The organism is Streptomyces sp. Ru71 (assembly GCF_002920535.1).
Classification (GTDB): Bacteria; Actinomycetota; Actinomycetes; order Streptomycetales; family Streptomycetaceae; genus Streptomyces.
Window position 1 is genome coordinate 1 of sequence record NZ_PQSS01000087.1, and the last position, 14,947, is coordinate 14,947.

Annotated in this window: 12 protein-coding genes; 2 read left to right on the forward strand and 10 right to left on the reverse strand. The window is 74.4% G+C overall.

Annotated elements, in window-relative coordinates:
* The first annotated feature begins 198 nt into the window (after positions 1-198).
* Positions 199-1,632, forward strand: a complete 1,434-nt coding sequence (locus tag C3489_RS32590) for a serine hydrolase (protein WP_103785725.1) — start codon at positions 199-201, stop codon at positions 1,630-1,632.
* 9 nt (positions 1,633-1,641) lie between these two features.
* Here C3489_RS32590 and C3489_RS40095 read toward each other — a convergent pair whose 3' ends face one another.
* The 8 genes from C3489_RS40095 to C3489_RS32625 all read right to left on the reverse strand — a co-directional run bounded on the left by C3489_RS40095 (position 1,642) and on the right by C3489_RS32625 (position 11,900).
* Positions 1,642-2,001 (reverse strand): serine/threonine protein kinase, encoded by a 360-nt coding sequence (locus C3489_RS40095; RefSeq protein ID WP_374936797.1) that lies wholly within the window; start codon positions 1,999-2,001, stop codon positions 1,642-1,644.
* Positions 1,971-3,227 (reverse strand): protein kinase, encoded by a 1,257-nt coding sequence (locus C3489_RS32595; protein WP_374936798.1) that lies wholly within the window; start codon positions 3,225-3,227, stop codon positions 1,971-1,973. The genes C3489_RS40095 and C3489_RS32595 overlap by 31 nt, the downstream gene beginning before the upstream one ends.
* Before the next feature lie 245 nt (positions 3,228-3,472).
* The gene (locus C3489_RS32600) at positions 3,473-4,693 is read right to left on the reverse strand and encodes a serine hydrolase (protein WP_103785726.1); all 1,221 of its coding nucleotides are present in this window, start codon (positions 4,691-4,693) and stop codon (positions 3,473-3,475) included.
* Between the two features lie 187 nt (positions 4,694-4,880).
* Complete coding sequence (locus tag C3489_RS32605; protein WP_103785727.1) at positions 4,881-7,844, reverse strand: helix-turn-helix transcriptional regulator; 2,964 nt, start codon at positions 7,842-7,844, stop codon at positions 4,881-4,883.
* A 107-nt stretch (positions 7,845-7,951) separates the two neighbouring features.
* Positions 7,952-8,302: a UBP-type zinc finger domain-containing protein gene (locus C3489_RS32610; protein ID WP_103785728.1), complete on the reverse strand. Its 351-nt coding sequence runs from the start codon at positions 8,300-8,302 to the stop codon at positions 7,952-7,954.
* Positions 8,299-9,765, reverse strand: coding sequence for an ATP-binding protein (locus C3489_RS32615; protein ID WP_103785729.1), 1,467 nt, complete (start codon positions 9,763-9,765; stop codon positions 8,299-8,301). The genes C3489_RS32610 and C3489_RS32615 overlap by 4 nt, the downstream gene beginning before the upstream one ends.
* Positions 9,762-11,438 (reverse strand): FAD-dependent oxidoreductase, encoded by a 1,677-nt coding sequence (locus C3489_RS32620; RefSeq protein ID WP_103785730.1) that lies wholly within the window; start codon positions 11,436-11,438, stop codon positions 9,762-9,764. The genes C3489_RS32615 and C3489_RS32620 overlap by 4 nt, the downstream gene beginning before the upstream one ends.
* A 108-nt stretch (positions 11,439-11,546) precedes the next feature.
* On the reverse strand, positions 11,547-11,900 hold the full coding sequence (locus tag C3489_RS32625) for a VOC family protein (RefSeq protein ID WP_103785731.1): 354 nt from the start codon (positions 11,898-11,900) through the stop codon (positions 11,547-11,549).
* Positions 11,901-11,965: 65 nt separating this feature from the next.
* On the opposite strand from C3489_RS32625, the gene C3489_RS32630 reads away from it, so the two are divergent.
* A complete protein-coding gene (locus C3489_RS32630; protein WP_103785732.1) occupies positions 11,966-12,838 on the forward strand; it encodes a universal stress protein in 873 nt (290 codons plus the stop codon).
* Positions 12,839-12,842: 4 nt separating this feature from the next.
* On the opposite strand, the gene C3489_RS32635 is transcribed toward C3489_RS32630, so the two are convergent.
* Positions 12,843-14,078, reverse strand: coding sequence for a DUF4032 domain-containing protein (locus C3489_RS32635; RefSeq protein WP_103785733.1), 1,236 nt, complete (start codon positions 14,076-14,078; stop codon positions 12,843-12,845).
* Between the two features lie 97 nt (positions 14,079-14,175).
* A complete protein-coding gene (locus tag C3489_RS32640) occupies positions 14,176-14,922 on the reverse strand; it encodes an MBL fold metallo-hydrolase (protein ID WP_103785734.1) in 747 nt (248 codons plus the stop codon).
* Positions 14,923-14,947 lie beyond the last annotated feature (25 nt).

Genomic DNA, 14,947 nt, shown 5'->3' on the forward strand with positions numbered 1-14,947 from the left:
CGAAGCCCGCCTGCTCGGCCCGCACCACGTGGTCGACCAGCTCACGCGGGCCGGCCTGCTCGGTCATCATCGTGTATCCGATTTGCACCATGCGCCCCGAGTCCCCGTGGGGCGGGAGTGAAAACGGGAGGGGAATCAGGCCATCGGGGCCAGAACGCCCTCTCGAACATTCGGCGCACACCGGGCAGGATGCCCAGCATGATCCCACGCCCGTTGCCCGCCTCCGCCCCCGCCGCGCAGGGAGTCGACGCCGCCGGTGTCGACGCCTTCCTCGACGCCGTCGAGGCCGCCCCCGGCATCGAGCCGCACAGCCTGCTGATCCTGCGGCACGGGCGGCTCGTCGCCTCCGGCTGGTGGGCGCCGTACACCCCCGACCGGCTCCACCTGCTGTACTCGCTGAGCAAGAGCTTCACCAGTACGGCCGCCGGCCTCGCCGCCGCCGAAGGGCTGCTGCGGCTGGACGACCCGGTGATCTCCTACTTCCCCGAGTACGCGGACGAGGTCACCGATCCCCGCGTGCGCGCCATGCTGGTGCGGCACGTGGCGTCGATGGCCAGCGGGCACCTCGCCGAGACCTTCGACAGGGCCCGCGCCCTCGACCCGGACGACCTGCTGCACGGCTTCCTGCTGCTGCCGCCCGAGCGCGATCCCGGGACCGTGTTCGCCTACAACCAGCCGGCCACGTACACGCTCGCCGCGATCGTGCAGCGGGTGACGGGCCAGACCCTCACCGAGTACCTGCGGCCCCGGCTGTTCGACCCGCTCGGCATCGGGCGGGCGGCCTGGCACCACGACCGCCGCGGCCGGGAACTGGGCTTCAGTGGACTGCACACCACGTCCGACGCCATCGCCCGCCTCGGGCAGCTGTACCTGGACGGCGGGCTGTGGGAGGGCCGGCGCGTGCTGCCGGAGGAGTGGGTCGCCGAGGCCACGCGCGCCCACATCCCGACGGCCGGCGCCATGTCCGGCGGCGACTGGGACCTCGGCTACGGCCTGCAGTTCTGGATGGCCCGGCACGGCTACCGCGGGGACGGCGCCTACGGCCAGTTCTGCCTGGTGCTGCCCGAACACGACGCCGTCATCGCCATCACCTCGCAGAGTGCGGACATGCAGGCGCTGCTCGACCTGGTCTGGGAGCATCTGGTGCCCGCGTTCCGGACCGCGCCGCTTCAGGGGCGGGAGCGGGCGGACGCGGCCCTGCGCGAGCGGCTCGCCGGGCTGGCGCTGCCCCCGGCCGCCGGAAAGCCCGCGCCGCCGCAGGACACGGACGCCTGGCAGGGCGCCGTGTTCACCCCGCGGGGCGGCAAGTGCGCCGATCAGCCCGGCCTCACCTCGATCTCGCTCACCGCCGGCGCGGACGGCTGGACGATCGCGCTCACCGAGGGCGGCCAGGTGCTGCCGCTGCGGCTCGCGCCGGACGCCGGCTGGGCCGTCGCCGAGGAGCCGGCGCCGATCGCCGTCAGCGGGGGATGGACCGACGCCGGGACCCTCGATGTGGACCTGGCCTTCCTGGAGACGCCGCACCATCTGCGGGTCACCTGCTCCCTGGCCGAGGGGACCTTCACGGCGCGCTGGACCACCGTGCCGCTGCGCAGCGGGCCGCTGCGCTCGCTGCGGGCGCCCTCGTCCTGACAGCCCCGCTCATCCCGAGGTCGAGGCCGAGGCCGGCTGGAACGTGCGCAGGACGACCTCCTGCATCTGCCGCCGTCCGGCCTCGTCCCAGTCGGCCTCGGGGGCCGTGAAGCGGAGCGAGAACCCTCGGCCGCCGCCCAGGACGAGGCCGCGGCCGAAGGTGCGCACCCGCGTGCCGTCGGCCGTCGTCAGCCACTCCATGTCGGCGGCCCGGCGGCCCTGGTAGGTCACCGCCCGGATCTGCCCGAGCCGCCGGTAACCGTCCGCCTGCCGCAGCCCCGGCTCCACGTCGTCCCGCCAGACGGCGACCGGGTCGGCACCCACACGCTCGCTGTAGGTCACCGCGAGCGTGCGCGCGTCGCCCGCCATGCCGAACACCACCCGGTACGCGCGGCCCTGCCCCGGGGAGGTGCGCAGCCGCCGCCAGCCGTCCGGCAGCGCCACCGAGAAGCCCTCCGGCGCCCGGTACAGCCGGTAGCCGTCCGGCAGCTCCGGTGCGGCGCTGCCCGACGGCCGGGGCTGCGCGCTCGTTGCGGGCGCCGCCGACGACGGGGCCAGGGGGAGCGCAGCGGCGGCCGCGCGGAGTCGGCCGGGGCCGGGCCGTGCCGTAGGAGGAGCGCCGTGGCGGCCACCGCGACCGCCACGGTCAGCGCGGCACCCAGCGCCACCCGCCGCCCGCGCCACGCCGGGCTCGCCGGGAAGGCGGCGGCGCGGTGCGGCCGGGGTGGGGGCACGGTGGGCGCGGCGGGCGGGGCCGCGTCCGGGTCCTCGTGCAGGACGCGGACGAGCAGCTCGCGGACCACCGGGCGGGTCAGCCGCTCCCGGGAGTTCTTGCGCAGCAGTCCCTGCACCACCCGGGTCAGCGGCCCGGAGCGCAGGGGAGTGCGCAGCGGCAGCCGGTCCACGGCCTGCAGCGTGGCCTCGGGCCGGTCGCGCTCCCGGTACGGCGGCCGGCCCTCGACCATCGTGTACAGCAGCGCGCCGAGCGCCCACAGATCGGCGGCCGGACCGATCCGCTCGTCCCGCGCCTGTTCCGGTGAGGCGTACGACGGTGCCGCGATGCGCGGGCTCAGTGTCGCGCCGGCCAGCCCGAACCCGGTGACCGCTACGGGGCCGTGTTCGCGCACCAGCACCTGCCCGGGGCTCAGTTCGCCGTGCGTGATGCCCTCCGCGTGCGCGGCCTCCAGCACGTCCAGCAGCTCCAGTGCGATGTGCGCCGCCCGCACCGGAGGCAACGGCCCCTCGCGGGCGAGGAGTTCGCCGAGCGGCGTGCCCCGCGTCCACTCCGTCACCGTCCACAGGGCGTCCGCCTCGCACACGGCGTCGACGACCGCCGGGACGCGGTCCGGGCACAGCCGGGCCATCGTCTCGCCCGTCCGCAGGACGCGCTCGGTGACGCGGCGCGAGCGCGTCCGCCCGTCCTCGTCCGGCCCGGCGGCCGGCAGCCCGGTCCGGGTGAGCAGACGCGGCTGCCCGGCCGCCATGTCCTCGCCGTGCCAGCAGACGCGGTTGCTCTCCTCGTGCACCACGCCGAGGAGCCGGTACCTCCCGGCGACCGACGTGTGGGTGGAGCCGTGCGCCTCGACCATGGTCATCCCTCGCTGAACCCCGCCTCGCACCTTTCTCTGAGGTACGGCGGCGGGGACGAGGTCCGTTCAACACGCCCGCGAACGCTGTCCTTTGTTCAACGCGACGCCGTCCCGCGTTCGTCGCGGCCTCGGCGGCGGACAGGCGACCGCCCCGGCCCAGGGGGGACGGGCCGGGGCGGCGGGGTGGTGCCGCCCGTGAAGACGCCGTATCACTCGCGTGGGTTGCCTCGCGTTCCGGCACACGGCGAAATTCACCGGTGGCCGGTGACCGCCGCGTCCTCGGGCCGTTCCGTGACGGCGTCGCGGCGGGCCTTCGCCGGCGCCCCGCAGAAGGCCGACTCCAGGGTGCGCAGCATCGTCGTGTGCACGGCCCCGTTGTTGGAGGTGTCGGCCAGCGCGGCGAGGCTGCGCCGGCCGTCGGCGGAGGTGAACGCGTAGCTGTAGTAGCCCTGGACGGCCCCCGTGTGCCCGTACACCGACACCCCGCAGGACAGGTCACGGCGGCGCAGTCCCAGCCCGTACGCCTGCGCGGTGCCGGCCGGCACCCAGCTCCGCATCTGCCGCAGTCGCGTGGCGGAGGTCAGCTTGCCGCGCAGCAGCGCCGAGTAGAAGGTGTTCAGGTCCCGGGTGCTGGAGATGATCGCGCCCGCGCTCTGGGCCCAGGACACGGTCTGCCGGGTGGCGTCGACCAGCGCGGCGCCCGGCGCGTCCGGGGTGAGGTAGCCGCGGGCGTGGCGGCCCGGCAGCGCGGTGTCGGGGTGGACGTAGAAGGTGTCGCGCAGCTTCAGCGGGGTGAAGATGCGGTCCCGGTACGCGGTGGCCACCGGCCGGCCGGTGAGCTTCTCCACGAGCATGCCGGCCACCACGAAGTTGGTGTTGGAGTAGGAGTAGGCGCCGCCGGGCTGCCCGGTCGGGGCGTGCCGCAGCGAACGGTCCACCAGCTCCCGGTAGGTGAACACCTTGGTGCGCACGGCCTCGAAGCCGGGCACGGTCTGCGCGAACATGTCGTTGGTGTAGTCGTACAGCCCGCTGCGGTGGCTGAGCACGTGCCGGACGGTGATCCGGCGGTCGGGCAGCAGCCCCGGCAGGTAGCGGTCGACGGACGCGTCGAGGTCCAGCTTGCCCTCGTCGGCCAGTTGCAGCAGGACCACGGCCGTGAAGGTCTTGCTGATGCTGCCGACGCGGAAGCGGTCGGCGTCCGCGAGGGCGCGGCCGGTCGCCCGGTCGGCCACCCCCACGGCCGCGCTCAGCACCGAGTCGCCGTCGTCGATGCGCGCCATCGCGCCCGGTGCGCCCTGGCGCTGTGCCGTGCGCAGTACCTCGCGCAGCCCGGCGAGGTCGGGCCGCGGCAGGGTGCTCGCCGGTGCGGCGGAAGGTGCGGTGGACTCGGTGGTGGCGTGGGCGGGGACCGTCAGCAGGGACAGTACGACCGCCCCCAGTGCCGTACCTCTGCGCAGGGCTGCCGGGATCATGCATGGCCTTTCGTCTCGTCACGAGGCTGTGCCGGAGCCACATCTGACCGCCCGTCGGAACAGGGCGGCGTGGCCGCGCACAGTATCGCGGCGAAAATCAAGAAAAGCGACAATCCGGGCCTATGGTCGACGTCGCGTCAGATGTGCGACGACGGCGGCCGCGTCACCCGAGGAGTCCCCGGGGGAGTCAGGAGGTGCTCGGCTCGGGCGTCAGCAGTCCGTCCCGGTAGGCGATCGCCACCGCCTCCGTGCGGCTCGCGGCGCCCAGCTTGGCCAGGATGTTGGAGACGTGCACGCTCGCCGTCTTCCCGGTGATGAACAGCTCCTCGCCGATCTGGCGGTTGCTGCGGCCCCGGGCGAGCAGCGCCAGCACCTCCTGCTCACGCGCCGTCAACGGCGAGCCGGCCGGCGAACCTCCGGCTTGCGAGGCGTCCGCGAGCCGGCCACGCCGGACCAGGGCCTCGACCCGCTCCAGCAGCGGCGCGGCGCCCAGCCGCACGGCCGTCTCGCGCACCGCGCCGGCCTGCACGGCGGCCTCGGCACGCCGGTCCTCGGCGAGCAGCGACTCGGCCCAGCGCAGCCGGCAGCGCGCCTGCTCGTACACATCGCCGTACTCGAACGCGACGACCGCCTTCTCCCAGGCGGCCGCGTCCGGACCGGACACGGCCCGTATCCCCTCCGCCTCGGCCCGCGCCAGCCACGCCTGGCCCTCCGGCCCCTGCGGCGGCCCCGCCTCGCTGTGCCCGGCCGCCCGACGCGCCAGCTCCACCAGCTCGGTCGCCACCCGCTCCCACCGCCCCGCCCCTGCCGCGTCGCCGCCGGAGCGCAGCCCGGCGGCCGTATCGGCGACCGCGGACAGCGCCAGCGCGGCGAGCCGCACCGCCACGTCCGGGCAGGTGCCCGCGTCTACGGTGAGCGCCGCGACCGTGGCACGCGCCTGCTCCACCGCGGCCTCCGCATCGCCCCGCAGCGCTGCGGCGTCGGTCAGCGCGATCCCCGCCACCAGCGTGGCCATCCAGTCGAACGGACCGTCCAGCAGCGCCCGCGCCCGCTCGGCGGCCCCCGCGTCCCCGCGCGCCAGCGCCACATACAGCGCCGGACCCACCGTGTAACCGCCCGCCGCGGGCACCGCCCCGGCCCCGTCCGCCGCCCGCAGGCACTCGTCCCAGCGGCCCAGCGTGTACAGCAGCAGCTGCCGCAGATAGCGCATCTCCAGCGGATACGGCGAGGACAGCAGCCCGGCGTCGCGGGCCCGCTGCAGCCCCTCCGTCACCCACGGCAGGCTCTCGGCGAACGCGCCCGACTCGAAGCAGCCGAGCGCCAGCTGGAACAGCGCCCGCATCTCCACCGGGGCGTTGCCCGCCTGCCGTGCCAGCTCCCGCGCCTCGGCCAGCCGCTTCCGGCCCTCGGCCGTACGGCGCGAACCGCCCTCCAGCCCCACCAGGGAGATCAGCAGATCGGCCCGCGCGTCCGCCACCCCCAGCCGCTCCGCCGCACGCAGCGCCCGCCGCGCCACCCGCAACGCGGCCTCCGACTCGCCCACCTGACGGGCCGCCATCACATGAGTGGCCGCCGCCCACACCCACGTACGCGACGGCGGCTCCTCCGGGATCAGCGCGAGCGCCTCGCTGCTGTAGGAGAAGGCGGCGGTCAGGTTGTCGACGGTCAGCAGGTTCCCGGCGAGCGTGTACCGCACCCGGGCCGCCAGTTCCGAGTCCGCGTCCTGCCCGATGCCGGCCAGCGCCGCCCGGGTCAGGGCCACCGCCCGGTGCGCCTCCCCGGCGTGCGCGGCGGCGGCCGAGGCGCGCAGCGTCAGCGCGACCCGGTCGGTGCCCTCCCCGGCGGGCCGGTCCGCCGCGTCCACCGCGGACCACAGATCCAGTACGGCTTCCAGATGCCGCAGTTCCTCCGCCGGCGCCCCCACCCGCCGGGCGTGGTCGGCGGCCTCAAGCGAGGCGGCGAGCGCCTCGGGCAGATCGTGGCTCTCCCGCGAGTGATGGGCGCGCTCCGCCGCGCTCTCACCGCCCGTGTCCCCGCGCCCGGCGAGCAGCCGCGCGAACCTGCCGTGCAGCCGGGCCCGCTCACCGGGCAGCAGGTCGGCGTAGACGGCCTCACGGGTCAGGGCGTGCCGGAAGGCGTACGTGTCCTTCTCGCCCGGTACCAGCAGCTGCCGGCCGACGGCCTCGCGCAGCGCCGCCTCCCACGCCTCCTCGGGCAGCCCCACCGCGTCCCGCAGCAGGTCGTGCTCCACCCGGCGCCCGGCGACGGCGGCGGTGCGCAGCACCTGCTGCGCGGTGTCCGGCAGCTGTTCCACCCGGATCAGCAGCACGTCCGCGAGGGCGCTCGGCACGCCCGGCGCCTCGGCGTCGGTGGCGGCGAGCAGCTCCTGCGCGTAGAAGGCGTTGCCCTCGGCGCGCTCCACGATCCCGCGCACCGTGGCATCCGGCAGCGGGCCCGCGCGCAGCGCCCGCAGCAGCCGGGCCATCTCGGCGTCCGGCATGGGCCGCAGCTCCAGCCGCTCCACGGCGGGCAGCCGCACCAGCTCCGCGAGCAGCGGGCGCAGCGGATGGCGGCGGTGCAGATCGTCGGAGCGGTAGGACACGAGCACCGCAAGCCGGTGCCCGGCCGCGCCGAGCGCGCCGCGGGTCAGCAGGAAGCGCAGCAGCTCACGGGAGGACTGGTCGGCCCAGTGCAGATCCTCCAGCACCATCAGCACCGGGGCGTCCTCGGTGAGGCGGGCGAGCAGCGCCGCCATCCCGTCGAAGAGCCGCAGCCGCGCGTCCGCGTCCCGCGCCGGGCCGCTCTCGCGCACCTCGCCGCCCCCTCCGCGCAGCCGCTCCACAGCGGAGTGCGCGGCCAGGTACGGGGCCAGCCGCTCGTCGTCGGCGATCCGGCCGAGGATCTCGGTGAACGGCAGATACGGCAGGCCCACGTCACCGAGGTCCACGCAGTGCCCGGTGAGCACCCGCATGCCGTGCCGGGCGGCGTGCCCGGCGACCTCGTCCAGCAGCCGTGTCTTGCCCACGCCGGCGTCCCCGGCGACCAGCACCGCCCGCGCCTCACCGGCCCGGGCACGCTCCAGTACGCCGAGAAGCCGGGCCAGTTCCCGGTCCCGGCCGACGAGCGGTGAGGTCACATCGGTCTGCGGCACGACTCAATCCTGGCACGCGGCACCGACAGCGCCGGCGACCTGATCACGAACGCTCGCCTGATCACGAACCCTGGGCTGGTCACGAACCCCCGGCTGATCGCGGACGCTCAGCGCAGAGTCCGCGCCCAGTCCGCCGGCACCCGGCCGGCCGGTCCCGGCGCGGGCTGGTCCTCGGGGTGGCTGACCGGGGGAGCGAGGGCGGGCCCGGTCTCGTACAGCTCGTCGGTGGCGTAGTTCCAGAACCAGTCCTCGCCCGGCTCGTAGCTCTGCACCAGCGGATGCCCCGTCGCCCGGAAGTGCGCGGTGGCGTGCTTGGCGGGGGAGGAGTCGCAGCAGCCGACGTGCCCGCACCGCGCGCACCGGCGCAGATGGAACCACCAGCCGCCGGCCGCCTCGCACTCCACGCAGCCGGGGCCGCTCGGCGCCGCGGTCGGGTCGATGCCGTCGGCCTGGGTCATGCCGCCTCCTGGGGTGGGGTGTCGCCTTCGGGTTCCGCCGCGGTGAGCGGCAGCAGGACCCGGAACCGGGTGTCGCCGGGCCGGGAGTCGACCTCGATGCCGCCGTGGTGCTTGTTCACCACGATCCGCCAGGAGATGTCCAGGCCGAGCCCGGTGCCCTGGCCGACCGGTTTCGTGGTGAAGAACGGGTCGAAGATGCGGTCGCGGATCTCCGGCGGCACACCCGGGCCGGTGTCGCGGAACTCCACCAGCAGCCGGTCGTTCTCCCGTGCCGTCCGCACGGTCAGCGTGCCCGGGGTGCCGGTGTCGTGGATCGCGGCGACGGCGTTGTCGATCAGGTTCGTCCACACCTGGTTCAGCTCCGCCGGGTAGGCGGGGATGCCGGGCAGCGTACGGTCGTAGTCCTTCACGACCTCGATGTCCTTGCCGATCTTCCCCGACAGCATCAGCAGGGTGCTGTCGAGCAGTTCGTGCACGTCGGCGACCCGGTAGGGCGCGCGGTCGAGCTGGGAGTACTGCTTGGCCGCGTCGACGAGGTGCGAGATACGGGTGGTGGAGTCCTCGATCTCGTCCATCAGCAGCTCGGTCTCGACCGTGTAGTTCAGCCAGCCGATCGCGCCCGGCAGGATGTCCTCCTCCACGGCCGCCGCCACCTGCTCCAGCCAGTCGACGTCCAGCCCCGCCTGCACGAAGGTGGGCGCGATCCGCCAGCCCTCCGGGATGTCGTGGTCGTCGAGCCAGTCGGTGAGCGCGTCCTCCCGGTCGGCGGCCTCCAGCGGGCTGAGCGCGGGCGCCTTGCCGACGCGTTCGGCGGTGCGCTCCTGGATCTCGATCAGACCCGCCAGCACCTCGCGCGGATACGGCCCGGAGGAGATCACGGCGAGCTTGTGCCGCATCTTCGCCACCCGCTCGCGCAGCGTCGCCGTGGCCCGTACCGCGGCGGCGGCCGGGTTGTTCAGCTCATGGGTCAGCCCGGCCGACAGCGAGCCCAGCGCCAGCAGCCGCTCGCGCTGCCCGATGGTCCGCTGGGTGGCCTTCGACCCGAAGAACAGGCCCTCCAGCAGGTGGACCGCCATCGGGAACCACTCCTGCATGACGGCCGCGAACGTCTCGGCGGGCAGCACGAAGAACCGCGTCGGCTCGGTCACCCGCATCGAGTTGTTGTAGACCTGCCGCACCCGGTCCCCGAGGTAGGCCTGCATGGCGCCCGCGTACACCCCGGGCTGCGAGGTCCGAGTCACCTCGACGTCCTCCGCGCCGACCCGCCGCGAAAGCACCACGGTGCCCTCGACCATCACATAGAAGCAGGTCGCGGGATCGCCCTCGGCGTACACCGGGCCCGGCTCGAACCGCTCCACCCGGCCCTCGCTGCACAGCCGGCCGAGCTGGTCGTCGGAGAGCTTCTCGAACAGGAACAGCGAGCCGATCTCCGCCGGGCTGCACGGCACCGGTGTGCCGCTCACGACTGCTCCAGGTAGCGGTGGACGAGCATCACGGCCATGGCTCCCTCTCCGACGGCGGACGCGACCCGCTTGGCGGACTCGGCACGCGCGTCGCCCGCGACGAACACGCCCGGCACATTGGTCTCCAGGTGGTACGGCGGCCGATCCAGCTCCCAGCCCGCCGGCGGTGTCCCGTCGGCGGTGAGGTCGGGCCCGGCCAGGATGAACCCGCGCTCGTCGCGCAGCACCGTGCCGTCCAGCCAGTCGGTCAGCGGCGCGGCGCCGATGAACACGAACAGCCAGCCCGCGTCGACCTCTTCGCACTCCCCGGTGTCGACGTCGCGCAGGGTGAGCCGCTCCAGCCGGCCCTCGCCATGGGCGGCGTCGACGACCGTGCGGGGACGCACCGTGATGTTGGGCGCCTCCTCGATCTGCTGGATCAGGTAGTGCGACATCGACGCCGACAGCGAGGGGCCGCGCACCAGCAGCGTCACCGACTTGGCGCCCCGCGCCAGGTACATCGCCGCCTGCCCCGCCGAGTTGGCGCCGCCGACGATGTACACGTCCTGCCCCTGGCAGGAGGCGGCCTCGGTGAGCGCCGAGCCGTAGAAGACCCCGCAGCCGGCCAGTTCGTCGGTGCCGGGCGCCGGGAGCTCCCGGTACTGCACCCCGGTCGCCAGGATCACGCTGTGCGCGGCGACCGCCGACCCGTCCGCGAACCGTACGATGCGTGCCGAGCCGCTCACTTCGAGGCCCGTGACCTCCCGGGCGGTGAGGATCTCCGCGCCGAACTTGGCCGCCTGCCGCCGCGCCCGGTCGGTCAGCTGGGCGCCGGAGACCCCGTCGGGGAAGCCCAGGTAGTTCTCGATGCGGGAGCTCTGTCCGGCCTGCCCTCCGGTCGCCGACCGCTCCACCAGCACCGTGCGCAGCCCCTCCGACGCCCCGTACACGGCGGCGCCCAGCCCGGCCGGACCGCCGCCGATGACGACGAGGTCGTAGAAGTCGGCGGTCGGCGTCGTCGCGAGCCCCACCCGGGCGGCCAGCTCGGGCGGGTCCGGCTCGACGAGGGGATCGCCCTCCGGCGTGACGACCAGCGGCAGCCGCCGCCCGTCCTGTCCGGCCGCCGCCAGCAGCCGCTGCCCCTCGGGCTCGTCGGCGGAGTACCAGCGGTAGGGCACCTGGTTGCGGGCCAGGAACTCCCGCACCTCCGAGGAACGCGCCGAGAAGCGGTGCCCGACCACCTTGGTGCTGGGCACCGGCTTGAAGTCGCTGCACTTCCACGCCTGGAGCAGATCGTCCAGGACCGGGTAGAGCTTCTCCTCCGGCGGGTCCCACGGCTTGAGCAGATAGTGGTCGAGGTCGACGACGTTGATCGCGTCGATCGCCGCGCTGGTGTCCGCGTACGCGGTCAGCAGCACCCGCCGCGCGCCCGGGTAGACGTCCATGGCCCGTTCGAGGAACTCGATGCCGTTCATCTGCGGCATGCGGTAGTCGGCCAGGATCACCGCGACCAGGTCGCCGCGCAGCTTCAGCTCGCGCAGGGCGTCCAGCGCCGACTCGCCGGACTCCGCGCGCACGATCCGGTACGACTCGCCGTAGCGCCGCCGCAGATCGCGGGCGACGGCGCGGGAGACCCCCGGGTCGTCGTCCACGGTCAGGATGACGGTCCGCGCTGCGTCGGCGGCCTGTGCCATACGACTCCCACCCCGAGGTCGGTCACCGGCCCGGAACGCCCTCGTGACGCGCCGGTCCGTGGCCATCGTATGTTCGATCCGCCCGCCTCGCTCGGGTATGCGCGGGCTTCAGGAGCGGCGCTCGCCGAGCACGCAGAACTCGTTGCCCTCCGGATCGGTCAGGACCACCCACGGCTGCTCGCCCTGCCCGACGTCGGCGCGGCGCGCGCCCAGCGCCAGCAGGCGCTCCACCTCCGCCCTCTGGTCGTCGGGGCGGAAGTCCAGGTGGAGGCGGTTCTTGACGGTCTTGGCCTCCGGGACGGGCACGAAGAGCAGCCCCGGCACGAGGTCGGGTGCCGGACGGATCTCGAACTCGTCGGGGTCGTCGTTGACGACCGTCCACCCGAGGGCCTCGGCCCACCAGCGGCCCAGGGCCGCGGCATCGGCCGCGTCCACGATCACCTGCTCCCACTGCAAGGTCATGTCGGCAGGGTAGGGGTGAAGACTGGGGGAGACACAAGCGAACCGCGACACGAGGAGGCGGCCGGATGACGGGCCCGATCACGGCAGGCGTCGACGCGACGGACGAGAGCCACGCCGCGCTGCACTGGGCGGCACGGGAGGCCGTACGCCGCTCACTGCCGCTGCGTGTGGTGCACGCCTGGGAGTTCCAGCCGGGGGTGCCGTCCGAGGTGGCGGGCCGGGAGGCGCAGGAGGGCTGGGCGGTGCGGGCGGTCACGGACGCGGTCCGCGCGGTCACCGAGCACCACCCGGGGCTGCAGGTGAGCACCGATGTGCTGGAGGGGCCGGCGGTGCGGACCCTGCTGGAGGCGGCCGCCGGGTCCGAGCTGCTGGTGCTGGGCTCGCGCGGGCACGGGAGGCTGGTGGGCTTCCTGCTCGGCTCCGTCGGCCAGCAGGTGATCGCCGAGACCGCGCGGCCCGTGGTGCTGGTCCGCGCCGGGAGCGAGGCGAGCGCCGAGGCGGCGGGGCGGGACATCGTCGTCGGCCAGCACGGCGAGCCGGAGGACAGCGCGGACGTGCTGCGCTTCGCCTTCGAGACGGCCGCCGCCCGCGGCGCCACCGTGCGCGCCGTGCGGGCCTGGACACTGCCGCCGGTGTTCGCCTACAGCCCGGGATCGCTCAGGCTGCTGGACGACGCCGGCGGTCTGGAGCCGTTCGAGCAGAAGGCGCTGACGGCGGCGCTCCAGCCCTGGCGCGAGCGCTTCCCCGAGGTGCCGGTGATCGAGCACGTCGAGATCGGCAGCGCGGGCCAGGTGCTGCTGGCGGCGGCCGACAACGCGCAGCTGCTGGTGGTCGGCCGCCGTGCCCACCGCACGGCGGTCGGCGCCCGCATCGGCTCCGTCGCGCACGGCGTGCTGCACCACGCCGGCTGCCCGGTGGCCGTGGTGCCGCACGCCTGAGCCCTCACTCCGGGAGCGTGGGCTCCAGGGTCTCGCGCGCCTTGGGCAGGATGTTCTCGATGTAGTCCTTGACGGCGGTGTCCAGCCCGATGTCGTGCTGGGCCCGCTCGGACAGGTACCAGCGGTGCTCCAGCAGCTCGTGGTAGATCTCCGCCGGGTCCATCGTGCCGCGCAGTTCCGGCGGTACGGCCCGCACGGTGGGCCGGAACACGTCCCGCACCCAGCGGTGCGCGAGCACCTCGGGGCGGGCCGCCAGAGGGTCGCCCGGGGCGTAGTCGTCCTGGGTGGCCATCCAGCTCTCCAGGTCGTTCAGCAGCCGCCGCGCCTGGTTCTCCTCGGCGTCCAGGCCGGTGAGCCGCAGCAACTGCCGCTGGTGGTGCCCGGCGTCGACGACCTTCGGCACGAACGTGACCGAGTCGCCGTGGGAGTTGTGCTCGATCTGCATCTCGGCCACGTCGAAACCGAGGTCGTTGAGCCGGCGTATCCGGCGCTCTATGTAGTGGTACTTGCCCGCCGGATACACCGAGGTGCGGGTCAGCTCCTGCCACAGCTCCCCGTAGCGGGTGCAGATCTCGGTGCCGAACTCCACCGGGTCCACGGACGGGTGCAGCGCCCCGGACGCCTCCAGGTCCAGCAGCTCGCCGCTGATGTTGACCCGGGCCAGGTCGAGGTCGTAGTCGCGCTGGCCGGGGCTCAGCCGAGGATGCAGCTCACCGGTCTCCGCGTCGACCAGATAGGCGGCGTACGCGCCCGCGTCGCGCCGGAAGAGCGTGTTGGACAGCGAGCAGTCGCCCCAGGCGAACCCGGCCAGGTGCAGCCGCACCAGCAGCACCGCGAGCGCGTCCATCAGGCGGTGCATGGTCGCCGGGCGCATGGTCGTCTCGAACATCGACCGGTAGGGCTGGGAACCGCGCAGATGCCGGGTGATCAGCACCGGCTCCAGCGGGGCCCCGGAGGCGTCGGTGCGCCCGGTGACGACGCCGAGGGCGTCCACGGCGGGGATGGACAGCCGGTCCAGGTCGCGCAGCAGCTCGTACTCGCGCAGCGCGGGCCGCTCGGCGAGCTCCTTGACGGCGATCACCTCGTCGCCGGCGCGGGCGTAGCGCACGACATGCCGGGAGATGCCCCGCGGGAGCGGCACGAGGTACTCCTCGGGCCACTCCTCCAGCGGCAGCTGCCACGGCAGTTCGAGCAGGAGCGCGGGGTGCTCCGGGTTGGTGGCGCTGATCTGCAAAGCCATGCGGGAAGCCTAGGCCCTGCCGTTTGGATCAGGTCGGCTGAGGAGGGCGACAACGCGGTGGGGGTGCCCCCTGCTCGCAGAGCTCGGGGGAGCGTGCCTAAGCCGCCCGCTCCCACGCCTGCTGCGCCGCGGCCCCCACCCCGCCGCGGTGCACCGGCCCGTGGCCGGGCAGCAGGACGTCGGCCTCCAGACCCTTGATGATCTCCAGAGAGGCCACGGCGCGCGCCCGCTCGTGGTGGAACATGTCCGGCAGCAGCTGGGGACCCTTCGCCCGCGAGGTCGCGTGCCCGCTGACCAGCGCGTCGCCGGAGACCAGGGCGCCGGCCTCGGGCAGGTGGTACACGCAGTGCCCCTCGGTGTGGCCCGGCGTGTGCACGGGCACCGGGCGGCCGGGCAGGTCCAGCGGGCCGGTGCCGGGGAAGGCGGCGGGCGCGGTGACGGGGTGCTGTTCGGTGCCGCCGACGCGCAGCACGTGCACCATCCACGGCAGCACGCCGGGCCGCCAGAGGTTGCGCAGCACCTCGCCCACGGACACCTGCTGCAGGAAGTCCCGCCGGGCGTGCGGCACTTCGGCCTCGTGCAGGTAGACGGGCGTGCCGTAGGCGGCCCGCAGGTGCTCCGCCGAGCCCAGATGGTCGTTGTGCGCGTGGGTGATCAGCACCGCCGCGACGGCCTCGGGCGAACTGCCCACCTGGGCCAGGGAGTCCAGGACCAGCTGCCGGTCCCCGGGGTAGCCGGTGTCGATCAGCGTGACGGCGTCCCCCTCTTTCAGGATCACCCAGTTGGTGTTGGAGCCGTGCACCAGATAGGTGCCGTCGGCGACCTGCCGTACGTCCGCCCGCATTCGTCGTCCCCCTGGGTGAGGCTCG

What these genes read in the sequence shown, in the direction of transcription:
- C3489_RS32610 (WP_103785728.1), bottom strand. Translation starts at nt 8,302, where the DNA reads ATGACCCAGGCCGACGGCATCGACCCGACCGCGGCGCCGAGCGGCCCC.
- C3489_RS32590 (WP_103785725.1), top strand. Translation starts at nt 199, where the DNA reads ATGATCCCACGCCCGTTGCCCGCCTCCGCCCCCGCCGCGCAGGGAGTC.
- C3489_RS32620 (WP_103785730.1), bottom strand. Translation starts at nt 11,438, where the DNA reads ATGGCACAGGCCGCCGACGCAGCGCGGACCGTCATCCTGACCGTGGAC.
- C3489_RS32625 (WP_103785731.1), bottom strand. Translation starts at nt 11,900, where the DNA reads ATGACCTTGCAGTGGGAGCAGGTGATCGTGGACGCGGCCGATGCCGCG.
- C3489_RS32635 (WP_103785733.1), bottom strand. Translation starts at nt 14,078, where the DNA reads ATGGCTTTGCAGATCAGCGCCACCAACCCGGAGCACCCCGCGCTCCTG.
- C3489_RS32595 (WP_374936798.1), bottom strand. Translation starts at nt 3,227, where the DNA reads ATGACCATGGTCGAGGCGCACGGCTCCACCCACACGTCGGTCGCCGGG.
- C3489_RS32600 (WP_103785726.1), bottom strand. Translation starts at nt 4,693, where the DNA reads ATGATCCCGGCAGCCCTGCGCAGAGGTACGGCACTGGGGGCGGTCGTA.
- C3489_RS40095 (WP_374936797.1), bottom strand. Translation starts at nt 2,001, where the DNA reads ATGGCGGGCGACGCGCGCACGCTCGCGGTGACCTACAGCGAGCGTGTG.
- C3489_RS32640 (WP_103785734.1), bottom strand. Translation starts at nt 14,922, where the DNA reads ATGCGGGCGGACGTACGGCAGGTCGCCGACGGCACCTATCTGGTGCAC.
- C3489_RS32630 (WP_103785732.1), top strand. Translation starts at nt 11,966, where the DNA reads ATGACGGGCCCGATCACGGCAGGCGTCGACGCGACGGACGAGAGCCAC.